Source organism: Methyloversatilis sp. (assembly GCF_965284615.1).
Classification (GTDB): Bacteria; Pseudomonadota; Gammaproteobacteria; order Burkholderiales; family Rhodocyclaceae; genus Methyloversatilis.
The window spans coordinates 4,137,320-4,153,962 of record NZ_OZ260098.1 but is presented as its reverse complement, the minus strand read 5'-3'; the positions used below and the strand labels follow the sequence as shown (position 1 = coordinate 4,153,962).

Genomic DNA, 16,643 nt, shown 5'->3' with positions numbered 1-16,643 from the left:
CGATCACACCTCCACCGGGTCCACGTCCACGTGCCAGCGCAGGCCGCGGGCGACGCGCAGGCGGTAGAGGTTGGCGACCCAGGGCAGCAGCAGCGTGCGCAGGGCCGGACGGCTGCGCGATTCGACCACCAGCTGGGCGCGTTCGCGGTTGGCGCGACGCACCATGCGCATCGGCACGACGTCGTAGATCTGCACGCCGTCCACGTTCAGTGCCAGCGCGGCACGCCGCGCCGCTTCGAGGAAGTCGAGGGCAGCCTGCAGTTCCGGCGCGTCGGCGCTCAGCATGAGCTGGAAGCCGTGCGGCGGCAGGCCGAGCGCGGCGCGTTCCGCCAGCTGGCTGCGCGCGAAGCCGTCGAAATCGTGCGCCTTCAGCGCGGCGAACAGCGGGTGTTCGGGTTGCGCGGTCTGGATCAGCACTTCGCCCGCCGTATCGGCCCGACCGGCGCGGCCGCCGACCTGCATCAGCTGCGCGAACAGCCGTTCCTGCGCGCGGAAGTCGGCGGCATGCAGCGAGGCGTCGGCGCCGATCACGCCAACCAGCGTGATGCCGGGGAAGTCGTGGCCCTTGGCCAGCAACTGGGTGCCGACCACCAGATCGACCTCGCCGCGGCGGATCAGGTCCAGCTGTTCCTGCCAGTGCTCGCGGCCGCGCACGTTGTCGCGGTCTATGCGCAGCAGGCGTGCGGTCGGGAAGCGGCTGGCCAGCGTTTCTTCCAGCCGCTGGGTGCCGCGGCCGTAGCCCTGGATGTCCTGGTTCCCGCATTTCGGGCAGGCCTGCGGCACCGGCCCTTCGGCGCCGCAGTGGTGACAGCGCAGCCGGCGGTCGGCGGCGTGCAGCACCAGATTGGCGGTGCACTGCGTGCAGCCGGCCGCCCAGCCGCAGGCCGGACAGCTCAGCACTGGCGCATAGCCGCGGCGGTTGATGAACAGCAGCGTCTGTTCGCCGCGCGTCAGCCGGCTTTCGATGGCCCGCTGCATGGGTTGGCTCAGCCCGTCGGTGGCGCGGAACACCCGCGTGTTGACCAGATGCACCTCGGGCAGGCGGGCGCTGCCGGCGCGCGTGGTCAGTCTGAGCCAGCGATAGCGGCCGTCGATCGCGTGGCGCAGCGTTTCCAGCGATGGCGTGGCGCTGCCCAGCACGATGGGCACGTCTTCGTTGCGCGCACGCCAGATGGCGACGTCGCGCGCCGAATAGCGCACGCCTTCGGTCTGGCGGAAGGAGGGGTCGTGTTCCTCGTCGAGCACGATGCAGCCCAGTCGCGGCAGCGGCGCGAACACCGCCAGCCGGGTGCCGAGCAGGATGTCCGCCTCGCCCGACTGCGCTGCCGCCCAGGCCATTGCGCGGGCGCCGTCGCTCATTTCGCTGTGCATCACGTGCAGGCAGGCGCGCGGGAAGCGGGCGGCGACGCGCGCCTGCAACTGCGGCGTCAGCGCGATCTCCGGCACCAGCAGCAGGCACTGCCGGCCGGCGGCGATCTGATCCTCGATCAGTCGCAGATAGACCTCGGTCTTGCCGCTGCCGGTCACGCCGTGCAGCAGGCTGGCGGCGTAGCCCGCGGTCGATTGCAGTGCGGCCAGCGCCGCCGCCTGGTCGGCGCTGAGTACATGCGCAGCCTCGGCCGGCGCCTGCGGCAGCGCCGGCTCGATCAGCCCGTCGGTCAGCAGGCGTTCGAGGGCGACGGCGGCGCGCGATGACAGCGCGCGCAGTTCCGCCTCGTTCAGGTCGCCGGCCTCGGTCAGCGCGGTGATCAGCTTGCGCCGGACGTCGCGCGCCGGCAGCGCATCGAGCGCGGCGGTGCCGGCCGGGGTGGCGCGGAAACGGCGGTTCGCCCGCTCGGCGCGGGTGGCGCTGATGGCCGGCGGCGCCGCCATCGCCGCCACTTCGCCTATCGGCTGCTGATAGTAGTGGGCGACGAACTCGACCAGCGCCCGCCAGCTGGCCGGCAGCGGCGGGCTGCCGCGGTCGATGTCGAGCAGCGGCTTGATGCGCGCGGCGTTGACGTCGCCCGCTTCGCGCCAGCCCCAGGCGATGCCCCACAGTTCGCTGCGGCCAAAGGGCACGCGCACGCGCTGTCCCGGTTCGGCATCGGGAAAGGCCGAGGCGTCATAGTCGAACAGCGTGGGAATCGGTCGCGAAAGCGCGACCTGCAACAGATGCGACGGCAGAATTGCTGCGGTGCTTTCCAAGCGCTGATGCGGGCTTTTAATGGATTCAGTGACTTGCGGCATGTCGTTCAACAAGACTGGGTGCTTGTGTCCGCAACGCACTCATCCGGCAAGGTTTTGAGTGCCACAAAAGCTGTGGATAACTTTGTGGGAAACTTCGTGTCCGTCCGTCACGAACCGGACATCAACGGCCACCAAATTTTCCGCCAGGCGTCAAGAAAAAAATACTTCCTTGCTTATCAGTGACTTGCGCGGAGGGCTCTTGTAGTGGACCGGCCCTTCGGCTTGTAGTCGGCCTGAGCGGCCGACTGTGCATAAGTTAACCCCTTGCGGTGGCCGAACTGTGCGGAATAAGCCGGCGGAACCTGCCGGCTGCCCCGTTCAGCCTGCCCGCAGGGCGCGGCTGTGGCGATGAACTTCCTCCACCAGCGCGGCTACGTGCTCCGGCGGCGTGTGCTGCGAAATGCCGTGGCCGAGGTTGAACACATGGCCCGGGTGATTGCCGTAGCTGTCGAGGATGCGGCGCGCCTCGCCGCGGATACCCTCCGGGTGCGCGAACAGGGCGGTCGGGTCGAAATTGCCCTGCAGCGCCACCTTGTCGCCGACCCGCTGGCGGGCCAGTCCGATATCGGTGGTCCAGTCCAGGCCCAGCGCGTCGGCGCCTGCTTCGGCCTGCGCCTCCAGCCACTGACCGCCGCCCTTGGTAAACATGATGACCGGCACGCGCTGGCCGTCCTTTTCCCGTTTCAGGCCGGCGATGATGCGCTGCATGTAGGCGAGCGAGAATTCGCGATAGCCGTGCGCCGACAGCGCGCCGCCCCAGGAGTCGAAAATCATCACTGCCTGCGCACCGGCTTCGATCTGCGCATTCAGGTAATCGGTCACCGCCTTCGAGGTCACCGACAGCATGTGGTGCAGCAGTTCCGGGCGATCCAGCATCAGCGTCTTCAGGTGCCGGTAGTCGTCCGAGGCGCCACCTTCGACCATGTAGCAGGCCAGCGTCCACGGGCTGCCTGAGAAGCCGATCAGCGGCACCCGACCGTCCAGCGCGCGGCGGATTTCACTCACCGCATCAATGACATAGCCCAGTTCGGCGGTGGGGTCGGGCGCGGCCAGCGCGCGGATCGCGTCTTCCGAACGCAGCGGGCGCTCGAACTTCGGGCCTTCGCCCTCAGCGAAATACAGGCCCAGACCCATCGCGTCCGGCACCGTCAGGATGTCGGAAAACAGGATGGCGGCGTCGAGCGGAAAGCGCTCCAGCGGTTGCAGCGTCACTTCGCAGGCCATGGCCGGCGACTTGCACAGCTGCAGGAAGCTGCCGGCGCGACGGCGGGTCGCGCAGTACTCGGGCAGGTAGCGGCCGGCCTGGCGCATCAGCCAGATCGGCGTGTAGTCGGTGGGCTGGCGCAGCAGCGCGCGCAGGAAGGTGTCGTTGCGGAGTGCGGACATGGGAAATCCTTGAAGTGCAGGGCGCAAGGATAGCCGATGCGCCCGCCTGCCTGCCCGGGCAGGCGACGATCGGACCTATTTGCGCCAGAAACCCGGGGTGAAGATGATGAGGATGGACATCACCTCCAGGCGGCCTAGCAGCATGGCAAAGCTGCACACCCAGGTCTGGAAGTCGGACAGACCCTGATAGTTGCCAGCCGGGCCAACCACGCCGAGACCGGGGCCGGCATTGTTGATCATCGCGATGATCGCGGTGAACGAGGACATGAAGTCGAGCCCGGACAGCAGCAGCACGAAGGTGAGCAGCACGATGCTCATGAAGTACAGGAAGATGAAGCCCAGCACCGACTGGGCGACCGTGTCCGACACGCACGTTGTGCCGACCTTGAGCGGCCGTACGGCGTTCGGATGAATGAGCTTGAGCATGTCGCGCCGCGCCTGGCCGATCAGGATGAGTGTGCGCACCATCTTGATGCCGCCGCCGGTCGATCCCGAACTGGCCGTGATGCTGGACAGGAAGAGCATCCACAGTGGCACGAACAACGGCCATTGCGCGTAGTCGGTGCTGACGAAACCACAGTCGGTTGCAATCGAGATGAGATTGAAGCTCACATGTCGCAGGGCCGTCCAGTAGCTGGCATACGTGCCCTGTTCGACCAGATAGGCCGCCAGCAGCACGCTGCTGCCAATACAGGCGATCAGCACGCCGCGGGCCTCGAAATCCTGCGCATAAACGCGCAACGAGCGGCCGCGGAAGGCGAGGAAGTGGGTGGCGAAGTTCATCGCCGCGACGAGCATGAAGAAGCTCAGGACGCCCTCGATCCACGGTGAATCGAAGGCGCCGACGCTGGCGTCGCGCGTGGACAGCCCGCCCAGACCCATCGCGGCGAAGGCGTGACAGAGCGCGTCGAACCAGTCCATGCCGGCGACGCGCAGCGACAGCACGCAGATGACCGTGATGCCGAAATAGACCAGGTAGAGCGCCTTGGCGGTGTCGGCGATGCGCGCTGTGAGCTTGCCGTCCTTCATCGGCCCCGGCGCCTCGGCCTTGTACAACTGCATGCCGCCGACGCCAAGCAGCGGCAGGATGGCGACCGCGAACACGATGATGCCCATGCCGCCTATCCAATTCAGCAGGTGGCGCCACAGGTTGACCGACTGCGGGGCGTGGTCCAGCCCGGTCATCACCGTGGCGCCGGTCGTGGTCAGGCCCGACATCGTTTCGAAGAAGGCGTCGGTGAAACTCATGCTGTCGTAGGACAGCATGAGCGGCACGGCGGCGATGGCCGACATCAGCATCCACGACAGCGTGACCAGCAGGAAGCCATCACGCGGCTTCAGTTCGCGGTAATGGCGGCGGGTGCCCACATAGAGCAGTATCCCGCCGGCCGCGCTGATCGCCATGCCGTCGATGAAGTGCCACAGCATGCCGTCGTGGAAGATGAGCGAGCAGGCGATCGGCGCCAGGTAGGTGAGGCTGAACACCGCCAGCAGGCGGCCCAGCACGTTGACGACGTGCAGCATCAGAGATACCCGAAGTTGACCTGAAACAGCCGCTCGACGCGCGCCACCAGCCGGCGGTTCGAGCAGAACACGATCACATGGTCTTCCGGTTCGATCACCGTGTCGTGGTGCGGCATGATCACCTGCTGGTGGGTTTCGCGCACCGCGAGGTCGGTCACCTCGACCTGGATGGGCTTGCCGGACTGGCGGACGATGGCGCCGATCATCGCGCCCTGCGGCAGTCCGATCTCCTCGATGCGACGCCCCACCACGCGGGAGGTCTTGCGGTCGCCATGGACCACGAGTTCCAGTGCTTCGGCTGCACCGCGGCGCAGGCTGTGCACCGCCACCACGTCGCCGCGGCGCACGTGGGCGAGCAGCGAGCCGATTGACACCTGGGCCGGCGAGATGGCGATGTCTATGGTGCCGGCCTGCACCAGATCGACATAGGCGCGGCGGTTGATCAGTGCCACCACGCGCCGGGCGCCCATGCGCTTGGCCATCAGCGAGGACATGATGTTGTTCTCGTCGTCGTTGGTCAGCGCGAGATACAGGTCCATGTCGTTGACGTTTTCCGCCTCCAGCAGCATTTCGTCCGTCGTGTCGCCGGCCAGTACCAGGGTCTTGTGCAGATTGCTCGACAGGAATTCGGCACGGGGCCGCGAGTGCTCGATCAGCTTCAGCTCGTAGCGGTTCTCCAGCGAGGTGGCCAGCCGGTAACCGATATTGCCGCCGCCAGCGATCATGATGCGGCGCATCGGCTTGTCCAGCTTGCGCAGCTCGGCGGTCACCGCGCGGATGTCCTCGGTTGCGGCCAGGCAGAACACCTCGTCGCCCGGTTCGATCACCGTGTCGCCGTCCGGAATGATGGCGGTGTCGCGCCGGTAGATGGCGGCAATGCGCGCTTCGATGTCGGGCAGGTGCTCGCGCAACGCCTTGATCTGGCGCCCGACCAGCGGGCCGCCGCCGACTGCGCGCACGGCGACCATGGACACCCGCCCCTGCGCGAACTCGATCACTTGCAGTGCTTCAGGGAAGGCGATCAGCCGCTTCAGGTAATCCGTGACTTCCTGTTCCGGGCAGATCGAGAAGTTGACGGCGAAGTTATTGTCGTCCAGCAGCTGCGGGTAGTCGGCGTAGTCGATCGAGCGCAGACGGGCTATGCGGGTGGGCAGGTTGAACAGCGTCTGCGCGATGCGACAGGCGCACAGATTGGTCTGGTCCGACGCCGTGACCGCGATCAGAAGGTCGGCGTCATCGGCGCCGGCCTGGCGCATCACGTGCGGGCTGGCGGCATTGCCGACGACCACCCGCAGGTCCAGCCTGTCCTGCAACGCCTGCAGTCGCGGAATGTCGGTATCGACCACGGTGATGTCGTTCGCCTCCGACACCAGGTTCTCGGCCACTGACGAACCGACCTGACCTGCTCCGAGAATGATGATTTTCACGCCGCCGCCCGTTGGGAAAGTTGCGCGAGTGTAGCCGCAACCACAGGCGGCGGCATGACGTCGGTCAGGCCGGCTGCGCCCCCAGCATGCCTTCGCGCTCGATGAAGGCGATGATGGCGTCTAGGTTGTGACCGGTCTTCATGTTGGAGAACAGGAAGGGCCGCTCGCCGCGCATCTTCAGCGCGTCGCGCTCCATCACCTCCAGCGAGGCGCCGACCATGGGCGCCAGATCGATCTTGTTGATGATGAGCAGGTCCGATTTGCAGATGCCGGGCCCGCCCTTGCGTGGAATCTTGTCGCCGGCGGCGACGTCGATCACGTACAGCGTCAGGTCGGAAAGTTCGGGCGAGAAGGTCGCGGCGAGGTTGTCGCCGCCGGATTCGATCAGGATCACTTCCAGCCCGGAAAAACGCGCGCTCAGACGCGCCACCGCTTCGAGGTTGATCGACGCGTCCTCGCGTATCGCGGTGTGCGGGCAGCCGCCGGTTTCGACGCCGATGATGCGTTCCGGCGGCAGCGCCTCGTTGCGCACCAGGAACTGCGCGTCCTCCTCGGTGTAGATGTCGTTGGTGACGGCAGCGATGTTGTAGCGGTCGCGCAGCGCGCGGCACAGCGCCAGCGTCAGCGCGGTCTTGCCCGAGCCGACCGGGCCGCCGATGCCCACGCGCAGCGGCGGGCGGGGAGTGGATGGGGTCATGGTGTCAGCCTTTCATCGAAAATGCGGATCCGGATCGTCAACTGTGCAGTCGTGCCCGGATTGTGGGCGCGGCAGGTGGCGTGCGGTGCGACCGTGGTCATGATCTGAACAGCCGTGAGTACTGCGTTTCGTGCCGGCTGCTGGCGATCGCCAGGCCGGGCGCGAAATTGCTCCAGTCCTCGCGCGGCAGCGTCAGCGCGGTTGCCACGCGCGGCGGGATGTCCTCGCCCAGCGTCATCAGCAGGCGCTGGCCGGCGGTCTGACCCAGCGGCACCGCCTTGATCGCCGCCATCACCTGATTCTCGGCCCAGGCCCAGGCCCAGGCGGTCAGCGCCGGTTCGATCGGCACACCGAGCGCCACCGCGGCGCCTGACCAGGCAGTCGGGAAGGCGACGTCGCCGATGTCCGCAAGTCGTGCCGCGACCGCGCTGCATTCCGCCAGCGCCTTCAGCAGCTGGAGGCAGGAATAGCCCATCTGCACCGTCTCGGCGCGCAACTCGGCCGCCTCGCGGCTGGCCAGATAGTCGTCGTTCAGGTCGAGCACCGCCGCGATGTCGTCGGCGGCCCAGGCGCGCATCTGCGCGGCCAGCAAGGGCAGTTCGAACGAGGCGATGCCGGCGTCGAATACTGCAGCGATCCAGTCGCCGGCGTCCGCTTCGGTCCGGATGGCGCTGCAATCGACCTGCCATTCCAGCCCCTGCGAATAGCTGAAGGCACCGACCGGCAGCGTCGGGCTGGCCAGCTGCAGCAGGCGCACCAGCGCGAGCGGATTCATGCGCCGCCCGCGAACAGGTGCAGCTTGGCGCCGGTCTCTTCCGCATGGGCGTGCGTGTGGTGGGCCGGGTGACCGCCATAGGCACCGGCCTCCGGCTCGAACGGCGCCAGCGTCTCGCGCACGTCGAGGCCCAGGCCGACCAGCATCTGCGCCAGCACGTGGTCGGTTGCCAGCCGCAGCAGACCGGGCTGCACCTCGACCGCGACATGGCGGTTGCCGAGGTGGTAGGCGGCGCGCGCGATCAGCAGCGCGTCTGCGCTGCGTGCCTCGATCACCCGCTCGGGCGCCGGGCGCACGGCAACGACGCGTCCGTCCTTGCCGGCCAGCAGGTCGCCGCCGCGCAGTATCGTGCCGCGCGGCAGGAAGAGCCCGACCTCCTCGCCCGAATCCAGGCGCGTGCGCAGCCTGCACTTGGCGCGCAGTTCGAAGTTCAGTGTCAGCGTTTCGGCCGGCACGGCGTCGGCCGGCGCGAAGGTTTCGATCAGCAGCATGTCGGGTGGGGTGGAGACCCCTTGTTCAGAACAGGAAATAGCGCTGCGCTATCGGCAACGCGGCGGCCGGCTCGCACACCAGCCGCTCACCGTCGGCGCGTACCTCGTAAGTTTCTGGATCGACGTCGATCTCTGGCTGCCAGCCGTTCAGCACCATGTCGGACTTGCGGATGGTGCGCGTGTTGCGTACCGGTTCCAGTCGTTTGGCGAGGCCCAGGTCGCGTACGGCCGGGTTGTTCAGCGCCGCCTGCGACACGAAGGTGAGCGAGGTCTTCAGGCCGCCGGCGTAGCTGCCGAACATCGGCCGGTAGTGCACCGGTTGCGGTGTCGGGATGGAGGCGTTCGGGTCGCCCATCGCGGCGGCGGCGATCATGCCGCCCTTGAGGATCAGGCTGGGTTTGACGCCGAAGAAGGCCGGGCGCCACAGCACCAGATCGGCCAGCTTGCCCGGCTCGACCGAGCCGACGATGTGGCCGATGCCGTGCGTGATCGCGGGGTTGATCGTGTACTTGGCGATGTAGCGGCGCACGCGGAAATTGTCGGCGGCCGGCGAACGCCCCTCGGGATCGCTCAGCGTGCCGCGCTGGATCTTCATCTTGTGCGCCGCCTGCCAGGTGCGGATGATCACTTCGCCGACGCGGCCCATGGCCTGCGAGTCGGACGACATCATCGAAAAGGCGCCGAGGTCATGCAGGATGTCCTCCGCCGCGATCGTCTCGCGGCGGATGCGGCTTTCGGCGAAGGCCACGTCCTCGGCGATGGCGGCGTCGAGGTGGTGGCACACCATGAGCATGTCGAGGTGCTCGTCTATGGTGTTCACCGTGTAAGGCATCGTCGGATTGGTCGATGACGGCAGCACGTTGGGCAGACCGGCCGCACGCAGGATGTCCGGCGCATGACCGCCGCCCGCGCCTTCGGTGTGGAAGGTGTGGATGGTGCGGCCCTTGAACGCGTCCATCGTCGTTTCGACGAAGCCCGATTCGTTCAGCGTGTCGGTGTGGATGGCGACCTGCACGTCCATCTCTTCGGCCACCGACAGGCAGGTGTCGATCGCCGCCGGCGTGGTGCCCCAGTCCTCGTGCAGCTTCAGGCCGATCACGCCGGCCTCGATCTGTTCGCGCAGCGGCGCCGGCTGCGATGCGTTGCCCTTGCCGAGAAAACCGAGGTTCATCGGAAAGGCGTCGGCCGCGGCCAGCATCGAGTGGATGTGCCACGGGCCCGGCGTGCAGGTGGTGGCGAAGGTGCCGGTGGCCGGGCCGGTGCCGCCGCCCAGCATCGTCGTGACGCCGGACATCAGCGCCTCTTCGATCTGCTGCGGGCAGATGAAGTGGATGTGGCTGTCGATGCCGCCGGCGGTGACGATCATGCCTTCGCCGGCGATGATTTCGGTGCCCGGGCCGATGACCAGCGTGACCGCCGGCTGGATGTCCGGATTGCCGGCCTTGCCGATGCCGGCGATGAAGCCGTTCTTCAGACCGATGTCAGCCTTGACGATGCCCCAGTGGTTGACGATGAGCGCATTGGTGATGACGGTGTCCATCACCTCCGCCGCGCAGCGCTGGCTCTGGCCCATGCCGTCGCGGATCACCTTGCCGCCGCCGAACTTCACTTCCTCGCCGTAGACCGTGTAGTCGCGCTCGACCTCTATCCACAGCTCGGTGTCGGCCAGCCGCACGCGGTCGCCGGTGGTCGGGCCGAACATTTCCGCATAGGCCTGCCGGCTGATGCGCGTGCTCATGCGTCGATCAGTCCTTGAACATGCGACGTGCGGCCTTCGCGCGCCGGCGCATCATCAGCCCGCCAAGGCCGCCGATGAGCGCTGCCGCGATCAGCAGCGCCACGTGGTCCGGTTCGCTCATCAGGTGCAGCAGCGCGTCGCCGACGTTGCCGTGGTGCTCGCCCGGATGGGCCCACGCGACGCTGCTCCATGCCAGTGCCAAAGTCATCAGTGCCTGCATCATTGCTGTTCTCCCTGTGTGTCGAGCGGGCCCTGTACCCGTCCCTTGAATCCGAAAACCCTGCGTTCGCCGGCCAGCGCGACCAGCTTTACCGTGCGCATCTGTCCCGGCTCGAAGCGCACCGCGGTGCCGGCCGCAATATCGAGACGGAAACCGCGCGCCGCGGCGCGGTCGAACAGCAGCGCGTCATTCGTTTCCGCGAAGTGATAGTGCGATCCGACCTGCACCGGCCGGTCGCCGCTGTTGCGCACGTCCAGCGTGACGGTGTCACGGCCGGCGTTCAGTTCGATGTCGCCGTCGGCGACCTGCATCTGTCCTGGAATCATCGTGTTCCTTCCCGCGCCCGTCAGCCCGAACGCGCACCAAAACGGTAATCGCGCCCGGCCTTGGTGCCGTCGCTCACCGTTTCGGCATCGCCGCGGCGATCGAGCATTTCACGCACCAGCAGCAGGCTCACCAGCAGTTCCTCGTCATCGGCGCGCTCCTCAATGTCGGCCAGCGTGCGCGTGCGGTAATCGAGATCGGTGCGCAACGCGTCGAGGTTTACCGACTCGCCCAGGCTGCGCCGCACGCCCAGCTTGAAGCGCGCGAGGCGGCGCGCCAGTTCCATGTCGTCGTCACTCATGGGCGGCTCTCACGGTATCGGGTGATGAACGGTGACCAGCTTGGTGCCATCCGGGAAAGTGGCTTCCACCTGTATGTCCGGAATCATCTCGGCTACGCCTTCCATGACGTCGTCACGGCTGAGCAGCGTCGTGCAGTGGCTCATCAGTTCGGCCACGCTGCGGCCGTCGCGCGCACCTTCCATGATGGCGGCGGTGATGTAGGCGACCGCTTCCGGGTAGTTGAGCTTCAGCCCGCGCGCACGCCGGCGTTCGGCCAGCAGGGCGGCGGTGAAGATGAGCAGCTTGTCCTTCTCGCGCGGTGTCAGTTCCATTTTTCTTCTGTGCGTGTGCCCGTCATGTGTTCCAGATGCGCGGCGTCTGCGCGGCTCGGCCGGTCATGGCCGGCCGTATCAGCGCCCACAGAAGCACGAACCATGCCCGCGCCGCCTGCGTGCAGTCGCCGCGGTAGCGGGCGAGCAGCAGGCCGGGCAGCCGGGTCACGCCGGACTGGCCCTGTGGTGCGGGGACGGCGCGACAGGCGGCGAGCAGTGTGGCGTCGGCGTCGATGCCGGCGGCGATCAGCGTGCCGAACACCGGTGCGCCGGCCAGTCCGGCGGCCGACTGCAGCAGTGGCGCGCCGGCGGCGAGTCGCGCCTGTTCCAGCCACAGCGTCCGGCCGTCGCGGGTGATGCGGGTGTCCAGTGCCAGTTCGCCGCGCTCGAAGCGTTCGCCGCTGGCGGTGCGGCCCAGACACCACAGGTCCATGCCGATGAAGCGGCCGTCGCTCGCCAGGTCGATGTGGTTGCGCGCCTGCGCTCGCGCGCCGTCGAACACGATGGCGTCCTGCGGCAGCCATTCGACGACAGCGCCCGCGCCGACGCGCAGGTGCAGGTCCGAGCGCGCCTGCGGGCCGGCGCTGCGGTACCACTTGGTGGCGCCCGGCGTGGTGATCAGCGCGTGCGCGCCGGGGCCGGCGTCGAGTTCGACCTGCAGTGCGTCGCCGCCGGCGATGCCGCCCGGCGGGTGCAGCAGCAGCGTATGGCAGACCGCGTCGCCCTCCGGATAGAGCGGCTTCTGCACGCGCAGCGGGCCGCTGTGCTCGCGCCGCGCCAGCACGGTGCGTCCGTCAAGTGCGCGATAGCCGAGCGCGATGCGGGCTTGCCAGCCGGCGTCGCTGCCGGCGTCTGGTGTCGGGGTGTGCATGAGGACGTGTCAAAAATCGCGGCACGGCCGGAACCGGCCACCGCTTTGCCGACACAAAGCACGACGTGTGCCGAACACCACAGCCTACGCCGATTGCGAGGAGCTTCGATGACCTGTCCGACCCCTGTCTGCAGACTGTGCGCGCCGCTGCTGGTGCTGCTGCTCTTCTGTGCCGTGCCGGTTGCGGCCAGCGACGACGCACCGCCCGGCCTGCTCGACCGCGTGCCGGTGGCGGCGCGCACCGTGTTCCAGCTGTACGCCAAGAGCGAGCGCGGCACGTCCAGCGGTTCGGCGGTGATGGTCGGCCCCGGTCTGCTGGCGACCAGCTGCCACGTGCTGAACGACGCCACGCACGCGGTCGTCGTGCAGACCGGCGAGGCGCTGCAGGTATCGCTGGTCGCCGCCGACTGGCGGCGCGACCTGTGCATCCTGAAGTCGGACATCATCACCACGCGCGCGGCGCCGCTGATTCCGGCCAGCCAGGTGCGCAAGAAGGACGTGGTGTTCAGCCTCGGCTTCACCGGCGGCCGCTTCGCCTACGACCTCGGTGAGGTACGCCAGCTGTACGGGATGGACGGCAGCCGCGTACTGCGCGGCAGCGCCGCCTTCGCGGCCGGCGCCTCGGGCGGCGGCCTGTTCGACGCCGAAGGGCGGCTGGTCGGCATCCTCACCTTCTACAAGCTGAGCAGCGACAAGAGCATGTTCTTCGCCATTCCGGCCGACTGGGTGCCGGAGGTGCTGGCGCGCGGCGTGCAACCGAAGACGGCAGACGCGCGCCCGTTCTGGGCCGACGCCACCGATGCGCGTCTGCCCTTCCTGCAGGCGGTGCAGTACGAACACGAAGGTCGCTGGGACGCGCTGGCGCAGCACGCGCAGCTGTGGCTGGCACGCGAGCCGGACGCGCCGGAGGCGCGGGATACGCTGGAACAGGCGCTGGCGCGCGCGGGTGGCGTACCGCGCTGATCAGCGCGGCAGCCTGGCGATGTAGAGGCCGCCGTCCAGCTTCTGCACGATGCCCTGGCTGCCCAGCGGTGCCCACGTCAGTGCGTGCGCCGTCGCGTCGTAGCCGATGCGCTGTGGCGAAGCCGGCGTGCCGACAACGAGACGTCCGGGGATGTCGCCGGCGCGCACGCCGTCGCGGATCAGCGCGGCCTGCAGCGCCACCATGCGACCGACCGCCTGCGTGTCGTACAGACGCAGCAGGTAGTCGCCGTAGTCGGCGACCGCCAGGGTCAGCAGCAGCCGGCCCGCCGGGTTGTACAGCACGCGCGACAGATCGCCGTAGTCCGCCGCGTCCTGCAGGAAGGCGCGGTTCTGCGCCTGCAGCGCCGCCAGCCGCGCGTCATGAGGACCAGCCAGCGCAGCGTCGAGCGCTGCCGCGTGCGTCGCCCAGTCGTTGAGCGTCGCGTCGCGCTTGTAGAAGGCGGGCAGCAGCAGCTGTTCGAGCAGCGACGGCGATTTGCCGTCGGCGAACACGGCGTTCGCCCGGCCGCTGGGCAGTGCGTTCATCGTGGCGGCCATCCAGCGCGCTTCCTGCCGGATGGCGCCGCGCAGATCGAGCTCGGCGTCGCTGGCGTCGGCCAGCAGCGGCGCGAGCTGTGCTGCGTCCTTCACCGCGTCCGGCCAGCGATGCAGCCATTCGCCCAGCACCGTCAGATGCACACGCAGGTGACTGGTGCCAACCATCTTCTGGATCAGCGACGCGTCGGGGGCGGCCAGCAGGCGGCGCAGGAAGCCGGTCTGTGCGGCCAGGATGTCGAGCGCGCGTGCGCTGTCGTCGTTCTCCATCGCCACCGTCGCCTCGGCCAGCCTCAGGCGCAGCAGACCGGCAAGCGGACCGTAGGCGGTGAGCGGGGCGTCCGGGTGCGCCAGCATCTGCGCCTGGAAGCGTGGCTGCGCGACGAGGGTGTCGAGCCGGTCGAGCGCGGCGCGGTGCGCGTCGGACAACGCGACGATCTGCGCTGCCTGCGCCAGCCAGCGCTCGACGCAGGCGCCGTGCGCCGGATCGCACAGCGCCTGCGTGTCGGGCAGCGGCAAGGCGTCGGCCGGCAGTTCGGGCGGCTGATACGGGCCGGCGTCGGCGCGGGCGAAGTGCTCGCGCGCGTGCGCAAGCCGCGCACGACCGAAGGCCGCACTGTCGCTGCCGGCCGGCGCGCGCAGGCCTTCGAGCAGCAGCGCGCCATTGCCGCTTTCGTCGATGGCGGGGGGCGCGTCGAGCAGGGCCTGCGCGGGCGCGCTGCGCGTGGCGTCCGGCAGCAGCCAGGCGATGGCGATCAGCAGCACCAGCAGGGTGACGGCCGCGACGATGCCGGCGACCAGGGCGCGCAACAGTCGCTGGGCGACCGGGCGGCGATGTTTAGTGGAGGTTTTCATCCGGTCCCGCCCCTGAATGTATGGCCGGATTCTATGCCGGCCTGGTGAAGCGGGTGCCGCGCCGTCGTCAGTCGTCCAGCCCGAACAGGGCCTGGATCGCGCGCAATTCCTCGGCCGACTGCGCCAGCGCATCGACGCAGACCGGGTCCAGCTTTCCGTCGTCGGCCATGCGACGCAGTTCGGCCAGCGCGTCCTCGTTGCGCCACGGTTTCTTGTACGGTCGCTCCGAGGTCAGCGCGTCGAAGATGTCGGCAACCGCGACGATGCGCGCTTCGAGCGGGATCACCGCGCCACGCAGGCCGCGCGGGTAACCGCTGCCATCCAGCCACTCGTGGTGGTGGCTGACGATGTTGCGCAGGATGGACAGGTAGGGTGTTGCCGCCAGACCCGCTTCGTGCATCACCTCGTCGATCAGCTGCACGCCCAGTTCGACGTGGCCCTGCATGGCCAGCCGCTCGTCCGGGGTCAGGCGGCCGGGTTTCAGGAGCACGCCGTCCGGAATGCCCACCTTGCCGATATCGTGCAGCGGCGAGAACAGATACACGTGCTCGATGAACTCGTCGCCGACACCGAAGTGCGCGGCGACGCGCTGCGCGATCAGCCGGCTGTAGCTGGACATGCGGTCGAGATGGCGACCGGTTTCGATGTCGCGCAGATGCGCCAGCCCGCGCGCCACCTTCACCATGCCTTCGACCGCGTGCGACAGGCTGAACACGTTCAGCACCGACAGCCGGCACAGCTGCACGTAGATCTGCAGTTCGTCCGGCAGCCGGCCGTCGAAGGCACCCGGCTTGCGCGAATCGAAGAACAGGAAGCCGAGCAGCGTGCCCGACTGGTAGAGCGGCACCGTGTAGCTGCTGCGATAGCCGTGTGCCAGCAGCCAGGCGGTGTGTTCGCCGTGCGGCAGCGGCAGCTGGGTGAAATCGTGGATGACGCGAGATTCGCGCTTGCCGGCCAGCTCGAGCAGCGACGGCACCTGTGCCAGCGGCCGCTCGTACAACGACAGCGGGTCGTCCACGTCGCTGCTGTTTACATAGGTCTTCAGCACGTCGTGGCGCGCGTCGTACAGCGTGATGGCGATGCGGTGTACCTGCGGGTGATGCTGACGCACGCGCGCGTGCAACCACTGCATCTGAGCGGTCAGCGATCCGCCGCTGTCGTCATCCAGGGTTTCGAATGAAACCGTGTCGTTCATGGCCGTGCTCCGGAATGCGCGGTGGCCTTGGCGCCGCGTTCTCGTTCGTCGTCTGGGTCTGCCGCGCGTCGTGTGCGCGTTGACGTGCGCAGCCTACACCGTGCGCTGTGCATCTGTCATGCCGGGTGCGGGTGAAACAATTGTGTCAGCGCACGCGCTGAAGATGTTCCGGCAGATCAATGTCGCGCAGCACGCCGTCGTCACCGGCTTCGATCAGCTGTACCGGATGCGTGCGCAGCAGCTCGCGCGCGCCGCTGTCGCCGCGCAGGGCCGCCAGCGCCGCACCGTGTGCCGCGCCGAAACCGACCGGGTGGCCGCGCTGGCCGTCGCAGGCCGCGGCGGCGATGCGCTCCGGCCGGTCGATGGCGGCAGCGACCGCGCGGATCGTGTTGACCGGCAGCCAGGGCATGTCGGCCAGTGCCACCAGCCAGCCATCGGCGCCGGCGCTGTCGCCTACCGCGTATGCGAGCGCGCTGCCCATGCCCGCTTCGGCGTTGCAGCTTTCCAGTACGCGGCAGCCGGCGTCGCGCAGTTCCGCCGCCAGCGCTTCATGGCCGGGGCGGATGACCGCGATACTGCCCGGCAGCGCGGTGCACAGTGCGTGCGCAGCGTGCCAGGCGACGCTGCGGCCGTCGGGCAGCGTGGCCAGCAGCTTGCTGCTGCGGCCGCTCGGGTCGAAGCGCCGGCCGTAGCCGGCGGCGAGCAGGACGCCCTGGATCATTGCGTGAACGGCGGATGGCCGGGGTACGGCGTGCCGGCGCGCCGGACCGACGACGGAGG

Annotated in this window: 17 protein-coding genes; 1 reads left to right on the top strand and 16 read right to left on the bottom strand. The window is 68.5% G+C overall.

All coding sequences use genetic code 11. From position 1 onward, the window contains the following. Positions 1 to 3: 3 nt before the first annotated feature. The 13 genes from ACQ66H_RS19705 to ACQ66H_RS19645 all read right to left on the bottom strand — a co-directional run bounded on the left by ACQ66H_RS19705 (position 4) and on the right by ACQ66H_RS19645 (position 12,295). Positions 4 to 2,187 (bottom strand): primosomal protein N', encoded by a 2,184-nt coding sequence (locus ACQ66H_RS19705; protein ID WP_430435424.1) that lies wholly within the window; start codon positions 2,185 to 2,187, stop codon positions 4 to 6. A gap of 360 nt (positions 2,188 to 2,547) precedes the next feature. Continuing rightward, positions 2,548 to 3,615, bottom strand: coding sequence for a uroporphyrinogen decarboxylase (gene hemE / locus ACQ66H_RS19700; RefSeq protein WP_304000782.1), 1,068 nt, complete (start codon positions 3,613 to 3,615; stop codon positions 2,548 to 2,550). 75 nt (positions 3,616 to 3,690) lie between these two features. Further along, a complete protein-coding gene (locus tag ACQ66H_RS19695; RefSeq protein WP_430435423.1) occupies positions 3,691 to 5,139 on the bottom strand; it encodes a TrkH family potassium uptake protein in 1,449 nt (482 codons plus the stop codon). Beyond that, positions 5,139 to 6,566 carry a Trk system potassium transporter TrkA gene (trkA, locus tag ACQ66H_RS19690; protein WP_430435422.1) on the bottom strand — a complete coding sequence of 476 codons (1,428 nt, stop codon included), beginning with the start codon at positions 6,564 to 6,566 and terminating at the stop codon, positions 5,139 to 5,141. Before trkA ends, ACQ66H_RS19695 begins: the two co-directional genes overlap by 1 nt. 64 nt (positions 6,567 to 6,630) lie before the next feature. Next, positions 6,631 to 7,263 (bottom strand): urease accessory protein UreG, encoded by a 633-nt coding sequence (gene ureG, locus ACQ66H_RS19685; RefSeq protein ID WP_430435421.1) that lies wholly within the window; start codon positions 7,261 to 7,263, stop codon positions 6,631 to 6,633. A gap of 97 nt (positions 7,264 to 7,360) precedes the next feature. After that, complete coding sequence (locus tag ACQ66H_RS19680; protein WP_430435420.1) at positions 7,361 to 8,038, bottom strand: urease accessory protein UreF; 678 nt, start codon at positions 8,036 to 8,038, stop codon at positions 7,361 to 7,363. Next, positions 8,035 to 8,529: an urease accessory protein UreE gene (ureE, locus tag ACQ66H_RS19675; RefSeq protein ID WP_430435419.1), complete on the bottom strand. Its 495-nt coding sequence runs from the start codon at positions 8,527 to 8,529 to the stop codon at positions 8,035 to 8,037. The genes ACQ66H_RS19680 and ureE overlap by 4 nt, the downstream gene beginning before the upstream one ends. 25 nt (positions 8,530 to 8,554) lie before the next feature. Beyond that, entirely contained in the window at positions 8,555 to 10,267 is a 1,713-nt protein-coding gene (gene ureC / locus ACQ66H_RS19670; protein ID WP_430435418.1) for an urease subunit alpha, read from the bottom strand. A 7-nt stretch (positions 10,268 to 10,274) separates the two neighbouring features. Beyond that, positions 10,275 to 10,490: a hypothetical protein gene (locus ACQ66H_RS19665; protein ID WP_304009907.1), complete on the bottom strand. Its 216-nt coding sequence runs from the start codon at positions 10,488 to 10,490 to the stop codon at positions 10,275 to 10,277. Continuing rightward, positions 10,487 to 10,813 carry an urease subunit beta gene (locus ACQ66H_RS19660; protein WP_304004439.1) on the bottom strand — a complete coding sequence of 109 codons (327 nt, stop codon included), beginning with the start codon at positions 10,811 to 10,813 and terminating at the stop codon, positions 10,487 to 10,489. Before ACQ66H_RS19660 ends, ACQ66H_RS19665 begins: the two co-directional genes overlap by 4 nt. 20 nt (positions 10,814 to 10,833) lie before the next feature. Then, positions 10,834 to 11,112, bottom strand: a complete 279-nt coding sequence (locus tag ACQ66H_RS19655) for a hypothetical protein (RefSeq protein ID WP_430435417.1) — start codon at positions 11,110 to 11,112, stop codon at positions 10,834 to 10,836. Positions 11,113 to 11,121: 9 nt separating this feature from the next. Then, positions 11,122 to 11,424, bottom strand: coding sequence for an urease subunit gamma (locus ACQ66H_RS19650; protein ID WP_430435416.1), 303 nt, complete (start codon positions 11,422 to 11,424; stop codon positions 11,122 to 11,124). A 22-nt stretch (positions 11,425 to 11,446) separates the two neighbouring features. Then, on the bottom strand, positions 11,447 to 12,295 hold the full coding sequence (locus ACQ66H_RS19645; RefSeq protein WP_430435415.1) for an urease accessory protein UreD: 849 nt from the start codon (positions 12,293 to 12,295) through the stop codon (positions 11,447 to 11,449). Between the two features lie 108 nt (positions 12,296 to 12,403). On the opposite strand from ACQ66H_RS19645, the gene ACQ66H_RS19640 reads away from it, so the two are divergent. Continuing rightward, positions 12,404 to 13,258: a S1 family peptidase gene (locus tag ACQ66H_RS19640; RefSeq protein ID WP_430435414.1), complete on the top strand. Its 855-nt coding sequence runs from the start codon at positions 12,404 to 12,406 to the stop codon at positions 13,256 to 13,258. Here the strand turns inward: ACQ66H_RS19640 and ACQ66H_RS19635 are convergent, their stop codons facing one another. The 3 genes from ACQ66H_RS19635 to ACQ66H_RS19625 form a co-directional block, all read right to left on the bottom strand. Beyond that, entirely contained in the window at positions 13,259 to 14,668 is a 1,410-nt protein-coding gene (locus ACQ66H_RS19635; RefSeq protein ID WP_430435413.1) for a hypothetical protein, read from the bottom strand. A gap of 67 nt (positions 14,669 to 14,735) precedes the next feature. Continuing rightward, on the bottom strand, positions 14,736 to 15,863 hold the full coding sequence (locus ACQ66H_RS19630; protein WP_430435412.1) for an HD domain-containing phosphohydrolase: 1,128 nt from the start codon (positions 15,861 to 15,863) through the stop codon (positions 14,736 to 14,738). A 145-nt stretch (positions 15,864 to 16,008) separates the two neighbouring features. Then, positions 16,009 to 16,584 carry a nucleotidyltransferase family protein gene (locus tag ACQ66H_RS19625; protein ID WP_430435411.1) on the bottom strand — a complete coding sequence of 192 codons (576 nt, stop codon included), beginning with the start codon at positions 16,582 to 16,584 and terminating at the stop codon, positions 16,009 to 16,011. Positions 16,585 to 16,643 lie beyond the last annotated feature (59 nt).

Excerpts from the sequence above, each read along its gene's own strand:
- hemE (WP_304000782.1), bottom strand. The coding sequence starts at position 3,615 with ATGTCCGCACTCCGCAACGACACCTTCCTGCGCGCGCTGCTGCGCCAG.
- ACQ66H_RS19695 (WP_430435423.1), bottom strand. The coding sequence starts at position 5,139 with ATGCTGCACGTCGTCAACGTGCTGGGCCGCCTGCTGGCGGTGTTCAGC.
- ureG (WP_430435421.1), bottom strand. The coding sequence starts at position 7,263 with ATGACCCCATCCACTCCCCGCCCGCCGCTGCGCGTGGGCATCGGCGGC.
- ACQ66H_RS19680 (WP_430435420.1), bottom strand. The coding sequence starts at position 8,038 with ATGAATCCGCTCGCGCTGGTGCGCCTGCTGCAGCTGGCCAGCCCGACG.
- ureE (WP_430435419.1), bottom strand. The coding sequence starts at position 8,529 with ATGCTGCTGATCGAAACCTTCGCGCCGGCCGACGCCGTGCCGGCCGAA.
- ureC (WP_430435418.1), bottom strand. The coding sequence starts at position 10,267 with ATGAGCACGCGCATCAGCCGGCAGGCCTATGCGGAAATGTTCGGCCCG.
- ACQ66H_RS19665 (WP_304009907.1), bottom strand. The coding sequence starts at position 10,490 with ATGATGCAGGCACTGATGACTTTGGCACTGGCATGGAGCAGCGTCGCG.
- ACQ66H_RS19660 (WP_304004439.1), bottom strand. The coding sequence starts at position 10,813 with ATGATTCCAGGACAGATGCAGGTCGCCGACGGCGACATCGAACTGAAC.
- ACQ66H_RS19655 (WP_430435417.1), bottom strand. The coding sequence starts at position 11,112 with ATGAGTGACGACGACATGGAACTGGCGCGCCGCCTCGCGCGCTTCAAG.
- ACQ66H_RS19650 (WP_430435416.1), bottom strand. The coding sequence starts at position 11,424 with ATGGAACTGACACCGCGCGAGAAGGACAAGCTGCTCATCTTCACCGCC.
- ACQ66H_RS19645 (WP_430435415.1), bottom strand. The coding sequence starts at position 12,295 with ATGCACACCCCGACACCAGACGCCGGCAGCGACGCCGGCTGGCAAGCC.
- ACQ66H_RS19640 (WP_430435414.1), top strand. The coding sequence starts at position 12,404 with ATGACCTGTCCGACCCCTGTCTGCAGACTGTGCGCGCCGCTGCTGGTG.
- ACQ66H_RS19635 (WP_430435413.1), bottom strand. The coding sequence starts at position 14,668 with ATGAAAACCTCCACTAAACATCGCCGCCCGGTCGCCCAGCGACTGTTG.
- ACQ66H_RS19630 (WP_430435412.1), bottom strand. The coding sequence starts at position 15,863 with ATGAACGACACGGTTTCATTCGAAACCCTGGATGACGACAGCGGCGGA.
- ACQ66H_RS19625 (WP_430435411.1), bottom strand. The coding sequence starts at position 16,584 with ATGATCCAGGGCGTCCTGCTCGCCGCCGGCTACGGCCGGCGCTTCGAC.